The organism is Nocardia sp. NPDC059180 (genome assembly GCF_042754945.1).
Lineage (GTDB): Bacteria > Actinomycetota > Actinomycetes > Mycobacteriales > Mycobacteriaceae > Nocardia.
In genome coordinates, this window is record NZ_JBHZBU010000002.1 from 440,592 (window position 1) to 455,520 (window position 14,929).

General features: G+C 68.8%; 2 protein-coding genes. Both read right to left on the bottom strand.

What is annotated here, in order from left to right; genetic code table 11:
* Nucleotides 1-102: 102 nt before the first annotated feature.
* A complete protein-coding gene (locus tag ACFXNW_RS08060; protein ID WP_379416904.1) occupies nt 103-1,092 on the bottom strand; it encodes an ATP-binding cassette domain-containing protein in 990 nt (329 codons plus the stop codon).
* Nucleotides 1,089-14,735, bottom strand: a complete 13,647-nt coding sequence (locus ACFXNW_RS08065; protein WP_379416905.1) for an amino acid adenylation domain-containing protein — start codon at nt 14,733-14,735, stop codon at nt 1,089-1,091. The genes ACFXNW_RS08060 and ACFXNW_RS08065 overlap by 4 nt, the downstream gene beginning before the upstream one ends.
* Nucleotides 14,736-14,929 lie beyond the last annotated feature (194 nt).

A 14,929-nucleotide genomic window follows, 5' to 3' on the forward strand; every position in this document is an offset into this window, starting at 1 on the left:
CCGTGTACGCCACACGCGGTTTCGCCGCGCCACGGGCGGCGCCGCTCGCCTCGGAATCCTCGGACACGGGGGCTTCCTCACGTACCGCTGCCGGCGCGGTGCTCACGACATGATCTCCTCTTGTACGTCATCGGATTCCGCCGCCGCGGGCGTGGGCGCCGCGGTGCCGGTGAGGGATAGGAAGACATCATCGAGACTGGGACGATGCACGTTCGCGTCGACGACGCAGACACCGGCGTCGTCGAGCCGCCGCAACGCCTCGACCATGGTGCGGGAACCGTCGCCGACCACGATCGACACCTCGTCGGTGCCGATTTCGTGGGCGGGCTCCCCGATGCCGACCTGCGCCAGCACCGACAGGGCAGGCTTGGCATCTTGGCCCGCGGCCAGGGTGACGGTCAATCGGTCGCCGCCGATGGAGGTTTTCAACTCGTCGGCCGAACCGCGGGCGATTACCTTGCCGCGATCGATGACGATGATCCGGTCGGCGAGTTGATCGGCTTCCTCGAGGTACTGGGTGGTCAGCAGGACAGTAGTGCCGTCGTCGACGAGATCACCGATGACCCGCCACATATCGAGCCGCCCGCGCGGATCGAGGCCGGTGGTCGGCTCATCAAGCACCACGACGGGTGGCCGGGCGACCAGCGCGCCGGCCAGATCGAGCCTGCGGGCCATACCGCCGGAGTAGGTGCCCGCCCGGCGATCGGCGGCGTGGTCGAGACCGAACGCGGTGAGCAATTCCCCGGCACGGGCGGCTGCCTGCCGATGCGACATTCCGTAGAGCCGGGCCACCATGCGCAGGTTCTCGTATCCGGACAGGTTGGCGTCGACGGCGGCGTACTGACCGGACAACCCGATCCGGCGGCGGGCTGCCGCCGGATCGCGCAGCACGTCCACTCCCGCTACCTGCACCGAGCCCGCGCACGGACGTAGCAGGGTGGTGACGATGCGCACCGTGGTCGTCTTGCCTGCGCCGTTGGGCCCGAGCAATCCCATCACGGTGCCCGCCGGGATCTGGATGTCGATCCCGTCGAGCACCCGGACGCGGCCGTAGTTCTTGACCAGGCCGAGGACTTCCACCGCCAGGCTCACCTGTCTATCTCCTTCATTTGCCGGTCCGCACCGTCGAGGTGGAAGCGCAGCACCGGGCCGATCACCGCGAGTGCTTCGGGTGTGGTCATCGCCGCGTGGTCGCAGCGCAGCTGATGGTCGTGCACTGCCCCGGTGACGAACGGACGCCATGCCGCCGCGCACCGATCCCGGTCGGCCCGGTTGATCGCGTCGTCGGCGGCGGTGAAGAACAGCAGGTCGCCGGTGAAGACGCGGGGGCGGAAACTGTTGGCCAGCACCGTGCCGTTGGCGTAGCCGGCGTAGAGCCGTTCCAGATGATCGACGGTCAGCGCCGCGAACGGGCCGGGCCGCGACCGCAGCAACGCCGCGGCCTCCGGCAGGCTCATCTGGTCGTCGATCGCGGAGGCATCGTCGAACAGATCGCTACCGAATTCGCCGACGATCTCGGCGACGCTCGGCATGGCCTGGTCGAGCAGGCTGTCGGAGAGCTGGTAGCTGTCCATCATGGCCAGCAACGCCACCTGCTCCCCCGCGTCCTGCAGGCGCACCGCTATTTCATGGGCGATGAGCCCGCCCAGCGACCAGCCCAGGAGGTGATACGGACCGTGCGGCTGGATGGATCTGATGTGCTCGACGTACCGATCGGCCGTCTCGGCGAGGGAGCTGTAGCTCTCGCCGCCCGCCACGTGCGGCGCCTGCAGGCCGTAGACCGGACGCTCCGGAGACAGATGGGCCAGTAGTCCCGAATAGCACCAGGCCAATCCGATCGCGGGATGCACGCAGAACAGCGGATCCGTGCTGGCTCCGGTATCGGGCCGCAGCGGCAATATCGGCGACAGGGCCTCGGCCATCGCATCGGCGACACCGCTGTCGTCGAGGCGCGCCGCGATCGCTGCCGGGGTGGCGTCGCCGAACATCAGCTGCACCGGCATCTCGATGCCCTCGTCCCGCAGCCGGGCCACGACCTTCGTCGCCAGTAGCGAGTTGCCACCGAGTTCGAAGAAACTGTCGTCGGCACCGACCCGGTCGATACCGAGCGCGTCCGCGAATGCCGCGCACAGCGCCGCCTCGGTGGCCGTTATCGGTGCCCGGTACCCCTGTCCGCCGGTGAAGACCGGTTCCGGCAGAGCGTGCCGATCGAGTTTGCCCACAGGACTCAACGGGACCCGGTCGATCAACATGATCGACTGCGGCACCATGTAATTCGGAACCAGGTCCGCCAGATGTGCGGTGAGTTCGGCCGCGGTCACCACCGATCCGACCCGTGGTTTCACATACGACACCAGCGCGGTGGCGCCCGCGGATGTCCGGTGGCCGACGGTGATGGAGACCTCGACGCCGCCGTGTCTGGCCAGCGCGGTGTCGATTTCGCCGAGCTCGATGCGGAACCCGCGAATCTTCACCTGATGGTCGGTGCGGCCGACATATTCGATATCGCCCGCGCCCGCCGCCTCACCGGGCCACCACCGCACCAGGTCACCGGTGCGGTACATCCGCTCACCCGGTTTGCCGTACGGGTTGGCGACGAACCGCGTCGCGGTCAGGCCGGGACGATTCAGATAGCCGCGCGCCAGTGCCGCACCCGACAGATGCAGTTCACCGGTGACGCCGATCGCCGCCGGATGCAACCGCGAATCGAGGATGGTGGCGTCCACACCGCGGATCGGCCCTCCGATGGTGATGGGCCCGCCCGGCGTCATCGGCTGCGACATGACCGTGACGATGGTGGTTTCGGTCGGCCCGTACACGTTGTAGAGGTTGCGGCCCGGCGCCCACCTGGCCACCGTATCCGGTGGTAGTGCCTCACCGCCGACGAGTACGTGTGCCAGTTCGGTCACCCCGTCCGGGTCGACGGTGCCGAGCGCCGAGGTGGTGATGAACGCGTGGGTGATGCTCTCCTCGATGAACACCCGGCCCAGATCGGCGCCACCGACCACGCCGGGAGGCGTGATCACCAGCGTGGCGGCACCGCCGAGCGCGAGCAGCAGATCCAGCATCGCGGCGTCGAAGCTCGGCGTCGCGAAATGCAGCACCCGGCAACCGGGCCGCACGTCGAAGCGCTGCGCGGTTTCGGCGGCGAAGTTGGACAGTCCACTGTGGGTGACTGTCACGCCCTTCGGTGTTCCGGTCGAGCCGGAGGTGTAGATGACGTAGGCCGGGTTGTCCAGCCGCAGCGGCGCGATCCGATGGGCATCGGTCACGTCGTCACCGGAAGCGGCGAGGACAAGCGACCGGATATCGGGTGCGTCGAGCACGAGCCACTGGGCCTCCGAGGGCAGACCGTCGCGGTACTCGGCGAGCGTGATACCCAGGTACGCACCGGAATCCGACAGCATGTGCGCGATCCGGCCCGCCGGATAGTTCGGGTCGACCGGGACGAACGCCGCACCCGTCTTGGCCACCGCCAGCACCGTCGCCACCGATTCGACCGAACGTGGAATACCCAGTGCCACCAATGTTTCCGGTCCGACCCCGCGGTCGATCAGCACCCGGGCCAACCGGTTGCTCCACCGATCGAGCGCTGAGTAGGTGACTTCGGTGCCATCGGCACGCACGGCGATGGCGTGTGGGTCCGCGGCGGCCGCCGCGGTGAACACCGCGGGCAGGGTGAGCGGACGGTCCGGCTGCGCGCCGCGCACCGGTGCCAGTTCCGACCATTCCGCCGGGTCCAGCATGTCCAGATCACCAGCCGCGGTCGCCGGATTCGCGGCGATAGCGGCCAGCAGCCGGGCGAAGCGTTTACCGAACCGGGCGGCGGTCTCCTCGTCGAACAGGTCGTGTGCGAAGTCGACCGACAGCGAGATACCGGCGGGTTCGCGCTGTGCGGTGCGGTTCTCGGTGAGCGTGAACTGCAGGTCGAATTTGGCGATCCCGGTGTCGGTGTCCTCGGCGTCGATCCGCAGGCCCGGCAGTTCCAGCACCCGGATGGGTTCGTTGCGCACCGACAACATCACCTGGAACAACGGATGATGCGACTGCGACCTTGCCGGGTTCAGGACTTCGACCAACCGCTCGAACGGCAAATCCGCGTTCGCGAAAGCGTCGAGGTCGGTGTCGCGCACCGCCGCCAGCAGGTCGGTGAACGCGGCATCGGCATCGACCTCGGTGCGCAGCACCAGGGTGTTGACGAACATGCCGACCATGCGGTCGAGCGCCGGGTCACCGCGGCCTGCGATCGGGGTGCCGACGGCGATGTCGTCCACCGCCGTCATCCGGTGCAGCAGTACCGCCAGCGCGGCGTGCAGCAGCATGAACATGCTGACGTTGTGCCCGGTGGCGACGCTGCGCAACTCCCGGTGGGTGGCGGCATCGACTGTGCAGCTCACCGTGCCGCCGCGATAGCTCGGTGTGGCCGGACGCGGGCGGTCGGCGGGCACGGCCAGCAGTTCGGGCAGCTCCGCCAAGGTCGTACGCCAGTAGGCGAGCTGACGACCGATCAGCGACTCGGCGTCGACTTCGTCGCCGAGAACCCGCTCCTGCCACAGTGTGTAGTCGGCGTACTGGATCTCCAGCGCCGGCATGCTCTCCGCCCTGCCTTCTCGGGCGGCGGAGTAGGCCGCGGCGACATCGGCGGCGAGCGGCTCGAGTGACCAGCCGTCCATCGCGATGTGATGGGCCACCAGGACCAAGACGTGCTCATCGGGCTCGCTCGATACGACCGCCGGGTGTGTCACGGTGAGGATCGCGGCCCGGACCGGCACCGACGAGCCGAGATCGAAGCCCGTGGCGGCGAATTCCCGAATGACCCGTTCCACCGAGGCGGCGGGCACCGTCTCGGTGCGCGTCTCGATCACCGCGTCGGCCGGATCGAGGACTACCTGCGACGGTTCACCGTCGACCTCCGGGAAAACGGTCCGTAGCGTCTCATGCCTGCGCTGCACCGCGTGCAGTGCCGCGATGAGCGCAGTTCGATCGAGCTGTCCGCGCATCCGCAGCACCACCGGGACGTTGTAGGCGCCCGAGCTGTGCAGGCCCGCGGAACTGTCGAAGCGGTTGAGGAACCACAAACGGCGCTGGGCCGCCGACAGCGGAATCCGCGAGGGTCGCGGGGTCGCCACCAGCGGCGGCCGGTCGTCGTCGGGCGGCCCGGATTCCAGCCGGGCCGCGAGTTCGGCGACGGTGGGTCCGGCGAAGACCGCGCGCACCTCGAGCCTCGTCCCGCTCGCGGCGGCCAGCCGCGCAACCAATTGCGTGGCCAGCAGCGACGTTCCGCCGATATCGAAGAAGCTGTCGTCTGCGCCGACGACCTCGGCACCGACCAGCTCACTCATCACTTCAGCGACCAGCCGCTCGCTCTCGGTCGCCGGCCCCCGAGTGACCCGCGCCGCGGGCAGGGACGGCTCCGGCAGCGCCGCAATGTCCAACTTGCCCACGGGGGTCAGCGGAATCCGTTCCAGCACAGTGATCGCTGCAGGAACCATATGGGCGGGAAGCTGTGCCGCCACGTGCGCGCGCACCGCATCGACGTCGAGCTCACGCGCCGGCTGGGCGGGCTGGACATACGACACGATCCGGTCGGCGCCTGCGAGCGCACGCACCTCGGTGTGCGCGAAACGCACGTCGGGGTGGCCGGCCAATGCCGCGGTGATCTCGCCCAGCTCGATCCTGAATCCGCGCACCTTCACTTGATGGTCGCTGCGGCCGAGATAGATCAGTTCGCCCTCGGCGTTCCAGCGCACCACATCACCGGTGCGGTAGAGACGCGAACCGGCCGGGCCGCAGGGGTCGGCCACGAAGCGGGCAGCCGTCAGCCCGAATCGGTCGAAGTAGCCACGCGCCAGGCTGGGCCCGCCGACATATAGCTCGCCGGGCACATTGACCGGGACCGGTCGCAGCCGTTCGTCGAGCACGACGGCCCGCGCACCACGCACCAGGGTGCCGATGGCGATCGGTCGGCCGATCTCGAACGGCGCGGATATCGTGACCACCACCGTGGCCTCCGTCGGACCGTAGCCGTTGATCACGGTGCGGTCCGGGGCCCAGCGTGCGACGAGGTCCGGCCCGACAGCCTCGCCGCCGACCATCAGGGTCTGCAGGTCCGGCAGCGGCCAGCGGTCACGGTCGATCGTGGCCAGCGCCGCAGGCGTGATGAACGTGTGGGTCACCCGTTCGGTGGTGAGCAGGGCGGCGAGTTCATCACCGCCGTAGACGTCCGCCGGGACGATGACCATCGCCGCGCCGGAGCCGATCGTCAGCAGCAAGTCGAGAACGGCAGCGTCGAAACTCGGCGAGGAGAAATGCAGCGTGCGCGCGTCCGGGTGGACGCCCATGCGGTCGCGGAATTCCTCGACCAGATTCGACAGGCCACCGTGGGTGACGGCCACGCCCTTCGGCGTTCCGGTGGAGCCGGAGGTGTAGATCAGATACGCGAGGTCGTCGATGCGGGTCGGGCGCAGCCGCTCACTGGCGGCGATGGCGCTCTCCGCCGCGGGCTCGAATTCCTCGTTCGCGGTGTCGTCGAGCAGGATCCAGGCGATCTCATGATCGTCGGCGGCACGCAGCTGCTCGCCGTGTGCGGACAGCGTCACGCCCACCGCACACCCGGAGTCCGACAGCATGTGCCGGACTCGGTCGGCCGGATAGTTCGGGTCCACCGGCACGAAGGCCGCACCGGTCTTGGCCACCGCGAGCACGGTGACCACGGACTCGATCGACCGGGTCAGACCGAGTGCGACTCGATCACCGGTGCCGATGCCGTGCCGGATCAGGCGGCGGGCCACCCGGTTCGACCGCCGGTCCAGCTCGGTATAGGTCAGCTCGATCGCGCCCGAACGGATCGCCGTCCGATAGGGATGGGAAGCGACGGTACGCGCGAACACTTCCGCGAGCGTCGTCTGCGGTCCGGCGTTCGCACCGCAGGCGGGTGCGAACGCGTGACGTTCGTCGTCGGTGCGCGCATCGATGTGGCTGACACGGATGCCCGAATCGGCGGTGATCGCGGTGAGGACCGTCAGGAACCGGTCGGCCAGAGTGTGGACCGTCGCGTCATCGAACAGTTCTGCGGCGTAGACGAATTCGAACGCGCCGTCGTCATCGCCGCCGGTGAGGTCGGTGACGCGCAGTTCGAGATCGAACTTCGCCAGCTCGATATCGATCGCCTGCGCGTGCAGCACCAGCCCGGGCAGTTCCAGCCGCGGATGCGGGGCGTCCTGGACGGTCAGCGCGACTTGGAACAGCGGGTGGCGCCCGGTCGCGCGCGGGTCGCGTCCCAGTTCCTCTACGACGCGTTCGAAGGGGATGTCGGCGTTGGCGATCGCCGTCAGCTCGGTGTCGCGATCGGCGCGCAGCAGCGCGGTGAAGGCGAGGTCGGGGTCGACATCCGAACGCAGCACGAGCGTGTTGACGAACATTCCGACCAGATCGTCGAGTTCGGTCTGGGTGCGCCCGGCCACCGGGGTGCCGATCGCGATATCGCGCCCGCCGGTCACTGCGCGCAACAGCACCGCCAGCGCGGTCCGTAGCACCATGAACATGCTCACGCCCTGCTCGCGCGCCAACTCGGCGAGCGCGCGACGCACCGGATCCGGAAGGGTGCGGACCACCGTGCCCGCGACCTGGGTAGGCGCGGCCGGCCGGGCACGGTCGTAGGGCAGCGGCATCTGATCGGGCAGATCGGCCAGCTGGGTGCGCCAGAAATCCAGCTGCTCGGCGGCGGGGCTGCCGGTGTCGGTGGCCTCGCCGAGGTACTCGCGCTGCCAGAGTCCGAAGTCGGCGTACTGCACGGCAAGCGGTTGCCAGTTCGGTGCCGCGCCGCCGCGCCGGGCCAGATAGGCGGTGGCCAGGTCCCGGGTCAGCGGGGCCAGCGACCAGCCATCGGCGGCGATGTGATGGACAGCGACCCCGAGGACATGATGGCTGTCATGCACGCGCAGCAGCGTGATCCGCAGCGGCGTCTGCGTTGTCAGGTCGAATCCGCGGCGAGCCAGCCGCGACAGCTGTGCGGGAACGTCGGACTCGGAGGTGACCACGGGCTCCACCGCGGGGACGGCGTCCGAGACCGGCACGATGACCTGGTGCGGGCCCTGCTCGTCCTCGGGGAAGCGGGTGCGCAGCACCTCGTGCCGATCAACGATATCGGCCAGCGCCTCATGCAACGCCGCGACATCCAGATCGCCCTCGATGTGCAGCGCGAAAGCGATGTTGTAGGCACTGGATTCGGGTGCGAAGCGGTTGAGGAACCACAGTCGCTGCTGGGGCAGCGACAGCGGGATACGCTCCGGGCGCGGGGTGTGCACCGTCAACGGGGCGCGACGAGCGCGGGGCGCCTGCGCCAACTCGGCGGCAAGGCCCGCCACGGTGGGCGCCTCGAAAATGGCGCGCACCGGCAGTTCGACGCCGAGCTGCTGATGGACGACCGCCGCCAGGCGGGTGGCCAGCAGCGAGTTACCGCCCACGTCGAAGAAGCTGTCATCGGCGCCGGTGATGGGGCGGCCGAGGACCTCCCCGAACAGACCGGCGACCCGCAGTTCGAGTTCGGTCGCCGGTGCGCGTGACGCGGTCACGGTAGCAAAATCCGGTTCGGGCAGTGCTTTGCGATCGAGCTTGCCCGAGGGCGTCACCGGGATCTCGTCCAGCACCGCCACCGCGGCGGGCACCATGTACCCCGGCAGCCTCCCACGGACGGTGTCGAGCACGGAGGCCGAATCGATCGGCTCGGTGGCGGTCACATAGGCGGCCAGCCGCTGGTGTCCGTGCGAGTCGGTATGCACCACGGTCAGCGCGAATTCGACCCCCGGATGCGTGCGCAGCACATGGTCGATCTCGCTGAGTTCGATGCGGAACCCGCGGATCTTGATCTGGTCGTCGGCACGGCCGAGGAACCGCAGGTTGCCGAGGGGATCGGCGACCACCAGATCACCGGTGCGGTACATCCGCTCGCCACGGCGACCGTGCGGATTGGCCGGGAACCGGGACGCGGACAAGGCGTGCCTGCCGTGGTAGCCGCGGGCCACACCGGGGCCCGACACATACAGCTCACCCGGGGTACCGGGCGGCACCGGGCGCAGGCGGTTGTCCAGGATGAACAGCCGCATACCGCGCACCGGGTGGCCGAGCGGAATCGGCTCCTCGGCCCGCATCGGCGCCGACGCGGTGGCGGCGACGGTGGCTTCGGACGGTCCGTACATGTTGTGCATCTGGTAGCGGGCCGACCAGGTCGCCACCAGCGCCTTGGTGCAGGCCTCACCACCGACCATGACCGAACGCAGGTCGTCGAGTCGCTCGCAGGGCACCGTCGCCAGCGCCGCGGGGGTGATGAACGCGTGGGTGACGCGTTCGGTGCGCAGGAAATCGGCGAGCTCGCTACCGCCGTACAGATCGGCGGGCGCGACCACGACGGTCGCACCGGCCGCGAATCCGAGCAGCAGTTCCAGCACCGAGGCATCGAAGCTCGGCGAGGAGAAGTGCAGGGTGCGTGCGGAATCGGTGACTCCGAACAGGTACCGCTGCTCGTTGGCGAACGACGCAAGCCCGGCGTGGGTGACGATGACCGCCTTGGGCGTACCGGTGGATCCGGAGGTGTAGATCAGGTAGGCGGGCTGACCCGCCCGCAATGCGCCGAGTCGCTCGGTGTCGGTGACCGGGGCGGCCGAGTACGCCGCGCAGGCCATGTCGAGCTCACCGGAGCCGAGCATCTGCCACGTCCCCGTGGCCAGGCTGTGTTTGCCGGGATCGGCGGGCCAGCTGGGCAGGGCCGAGCGCGATCCGGGGTCGGTGATACCGAGCAGCGCTCCCGAGTCGGCGATCATGTGTGCGATCCGCTCGCGTGGATATCCCGGATCGATCGGGACGTAGGCCGCACCCGTCTTGGCGACGGCCCAGACCGCGAGGATCGAATGCAGGCTGCGCGGCAACGCGACCGCGACGACCACTTCGGGGCCTGCGCCGTGGGCGATCAGTACCCGGGCGAGCTGGTTGGATCGCTCGTCCAGCTCACGGTAGGTGGTGTCATTGCCGCGGAACCGCACCGCCACCGCATCGGGCAGCCGTTCCGCCGTCTGCGCGAACAGCCGCGCCAGCGTGACGGTGGGTTCGGCGGGCGCGCCGGCGATCGGCACCAGGTCGGCGGTCTCACGCCGGTCCAGGATGTCGATATCACCGACCGGGGCGTCGGGACGGACCACCGCACCCGCGAGGATCGCGGTGAACCGGCGGGCGAGTGCCGCCACCGTGGCGTCGTCGAACACGTCGGTGGCGTAGCCGAATTCGGCGTGCAACGGCCCGTCGGAGGTGTCGTCGTGCACCTCTAGCTGGAGATCGAACTTCGCGACCTCCGCTGCCAGTGGCAGCACCTCGGTGTGCACACCGGGCAGCTCGATGCGTAGTTCGGGCGCGCGATCGTAGGACAGCATCACCTGGAACAGCGGATGCCTGCCGCCGGTGCGCTCCGGATTGACGACCTCGACCAGGCGCTCGAACGGTACGTCGGCATTGGCGAATGCGTTGAGATCTGTTTCCCGTGCGACGTCGAGCATGCGATCGAATCCGGACGCCGGATCGACCTCCGTCCGCAGCACCAGCGTATTGACGAACATGCCGACCAGCTCGTCGAGTGCCGGATCGGAGCGACCGGCGATGGGCGTGCCGATGACGATGTCGGTGCTGCCACAGACTCGGGCCAGCAGGGTGGCGAACGCGGCATGCAGCACCATGAACATGCTCACCCCGCGGGCCACGGCCAGTTCGCCTGCTGCACGGCGTGTTTCGGGATCGATGGTGAAGCTGTACCGAGCACCCGCGGTGGAGCGTCGCAGCGGGCGCGGACGGTCGAGCGGCAGGTCGAGCTGGTCGGGCAGTTCGTCAAGGGCCGAACGCCAGTAGCTCAGCTGACGGCTCAGCGCGCTCGACGGATCCGATTCTTCACCGAGCAGCTCACGCTGCCATAGCGCGAAGTCGGCGTACTGCACCGGTAGCGGGGTCCACTGTGGCGCGGTACCCGCGGCACGTGCGGCCACTGCCGTCATCAGGTCGCGCGCGAGTGGCGCCACCGACCAACCGTCACCGCAGATGTGATGCAGTACCAGCAGCAGCACGTGGTGGTCGGGCCCGGTCGTGTAGAGCGCCACCCGGATGGGCGCCTGACTGCGCAGATCGAAACCGTACCCGGCGAATTCGGCGACCAGGGCGTCGACGTCGGCTCCGGAGGCGTCGACGGCGCCCAGATGCAGCGGAATATCGGTCGCGGAGTGAATGACCTGAGCGGGGCCCTCGGAGGTCTCCGGGAAGGTGGTGCGCAGGCTCTCGTGCCGGTCGAGGACGTCGAGCAGACCGGCCCGCAGCGCTTCGATGTCGAGCTTGCCGTCCAGCCGCACCGCCAATGGCATGTTGTAGGCGGCCGCGTGCTCGGCGAAGCGGTTGAGAATCCACAGACGCTGTTGCGCAGGCGAGAGCGGGATCCGGGCCGGCCGCCCGGTCGGCCGCAGTGCGGGTGAGGATGTGTCGAGATGGTGGGTGGCGAACCGCTCGGCCAGCGCGGCGATGGTCCCCGCCTCGAATAGATCGCGGATCGTCACCCCGGCGCCGAGCGTTCCGTTGATCCGCGCGACCGCGCGAGCTGCGATCAGCGAGTTGCCGCCGAGATCGAAGAACCCGTCCTCCACGCCGATGTCGTCGATCTCGAGCACCTCGGCGAAGATGCCTGCCAGTACCTGCTCGACCTCGGTGCGCGGCGCTACGCCGATGCGTCCGGCTGGGCGGACCACCGCGGCAGGGGCCGGCAAGGCGGCCCGGTCGATTTTGCCGTTGACGCTGAGCGGAAGCTCGTCGAGTTCCATCAGGGCAGTCGGGACCATGTAGGCGGGCAACGTCTCCCGCAGGCCGGTGAGCAGTGCCGCGGTATCGAGCCGTTCGGCGGTGTCGTCGGTGTCTCGGGTGCCGGGGGCGGCGACCACATAGGCGACCATTTCGTCGCCGGTCCGTCCGGTGTGGGCGACACAGACTGCGCGAGCGACTCGTTCGTCGGCCAGCAGCGCCGCCTCGATCTCGCCGAGTTCGATCCGCAGACCGCGGATCTTGACCTGGAAGTCGGTGCGCCCCAGGTATTCCAGGACACCGCGCTCCGGACCGCCCGCAGAGCCGCGGCCACGCAGATGCCAGCGAGCCAGGTCACCGGTGCGGTACATGCGGGTGCCGGGGGTGAACGGATTGGCCACGAACCGGTCGGCGCTCAGCGTCGGCTGACCGAGATAGCCGCGGGCCAGCTGGGTGCCCGCCAGATACAACTCCCCCACTCCACCGGGCGGCACCGGCTGCAACCGCGCGTCGAGGACATAGGTCTGGGTGTTCCACACCGGGGAACCGATGGGCACCGAGTCCGGATCGGCCGGGCACGGCCAATAGGTGACGTCGACGGCGGCCTCGGTGGGCCCGTACAGGTTGTGCAGCCGCGGGCCCGGCAGCGCGGCGTGGAAATCGCGAACCGTCGCGGGCGGCAACGCCTCACCGCTGCAGAACACCCGGCGCAGCCCGGTGCACGCGCGAACATCGGTGTCGGTGACGAAGACCGAGAGCATCGACGGCACGAAATGTGCCGTTGTGACGCCCTTGGCGGCGATGATCTCGGCGAGGTAGCTGGGATCGCGGTGCCCATCCGGGCGGGCGACGACGAGCCGGGCGCCGATCTGTAAGGGCCAGAAGAACTCCCAGACCGAGACGTCGAAGGTGGCCGGGGTCTTCTGCAGCACCGCATCCCCGGCGTCCAGAGGGTACTCGTGCTGCATCCATCGCAGCCGGTTGACGATGGCCGCGTGTGTGACGCCCACACCCTTGGGGTTTCCGGTGGAGCCGGAAGTGAAGATGACATACGCAAGGTGATCGGGGCGCAGCGCTATGGGCCGGTCGGCATCGGTGATCGGATCGGCGCCGTAAGCAGACAGATCCGCGGTATCGATGGCAAGCGCGGGCGCCTTATCCGGCACGGTGTCCGCGTCCGCGGCGGCCGTCAGCACCGCCACCGGCGCGGCCTGCTGCAGGATCCGCTCCATCCGCTCGCGTGGGTAGTCGAGGTCGAGCGGCAGGTAGGCCGCACCCGCCTTCACGATCCCGTACAGACCGACCACCAGGTCGATGCCGCGGCGCAGGTAGACACCGACCACACGATCCGGTCCGGCGCCGCGCGCGATGAGCATCCGCGCCAGACGACTCGAACGTTCGTCCAGTTCGCGATAGGTGAGGGTCTCGTCCTCGAATTCGACCGCCGTCGCGTCGGGGCATGCGTCGGCACGGCTGCGGAAGATCCCGGCCAGGGTGTCGGCGGCCACCGGTACCTCGGTGGCGTTCCAGGCACGCAGCACCCGGTGCCGCTCGGCATCGGTGATCGCGGTGAGCGACAGCGCTGAGGTCTCGGTACCCGCGGTGAGGAAGCGGGCGAGGAAATCGAGGAACCGGTCGTGGTGCATGGCGAGTTCGGTCTCGCCGTAGAGCTGCGGGTTGGCCTCGAAATCGATGTGGATGCGGTCGCCGACGCCGTTGTAGAGGTTGATCGACAGATCTTCGACCGGACCGGTGGCCAGCACGTGCAGCGAGCCGGGCAGACTGCCGAACGTCAGCTCGTTGTGGAACAGCATGATGTTGACCATCGGGCCGAAGAAGCCGCGGGCGTCACGGGAGTATCCGCAGTCGCGGCGGATGTCATCGTGGCGGTAGCGCTGATGCCGGAGGGCGCCGGTGATCTGCAGTTCGACCGCGCGCACCACATCGCGCACGGTGGTCTGCTCGTCGAAACGCACCCGCAGCGGCACCACATTCGACACCACGCCCGCCGAACGGCGCAGCGCGACGGTGGTGCGCGCCGAGACCGGCAGGCTCAGCACCACATCGTTGTTGCCGGTGACCGACCGGACATAGCAGGCCAGCGCAGCGGCGAACAAGGTCGAGTTCGCGGCGCCGAACGCTGTGGTCGCCGCGGTCACGGCGGCCTCGGTGCGCTCGTCGAGCACGGCGACGGCACGGCGGCGGCCCGGATCGGGCATGGGGACGGAACTGTTGGCGTTGGACAGGCTGAGCGTGCCGCCCACACCGGCCAGCTGTTCGAGCCAGTAATCGCCGTCGTTGCGGAAGCGCACGGAATCGCGGTAGCGGGATTCGTCGGCGTAGATGTCGGCGAGCGGGGTGGCACGCGAGACCACGGGCTCGGTCTGGTTCTCGATCGCGGTGTAGATCTCGGCGGTGCGGGTGAGCGCGTTCATGGCGCCGTAGCCGTCGATGATGATGTGGTGCGCGCGGGCGTACCAGATGTAGTCGTTGTCGCCGGTCCGCAGCACGGCGTTGGTGATGAGGTGATCTTTGTCGAGATCGATGGGTGAGCTCGCGTGCTCGTTCATCCAGTGCATCGCCGCCGCGTGCGGATCGGATTCACCGCGCAGGTCTACCCGTGCCCAACCCGGCCGATGGAACGGGTCGACCACCTGATGCGGCACACCGTCGATCTCGACCAGCCGCAGCAGCCCGACCTGGGTCTCGGCACCGAAACGTTCGATCGAGTACAGCAACCGGCCCGCGTCGAGGTCACCGTGGATCTCTACGTACTGCGCGATGGTCAGCGGCACGTCCGGCCGGATTCGCTGCGCGTACCACAGTGCCGTCTGCGCCGGCGACAAGGCGAATGGTTGTGCTGAGAATTCGCCCGATGAACATTGGTCGACACGATCTGTGGCCAATGAACTCATCAATCACTCCGTTCTGCCGCTGTTCACGCAACTCCCCGAGCACTGTCGCGGCAGGCGCACACGCGCCTAGCCGTAGGACGTAGTCCACGAATGATGATTCGGAGCATCACGGCGGCCGGATGGCCGGGGGTTCGGATTTGTTTCACATCCAACGGCCTTGGCAGAACACCACTTTGGACAGCTACATTTTCGCT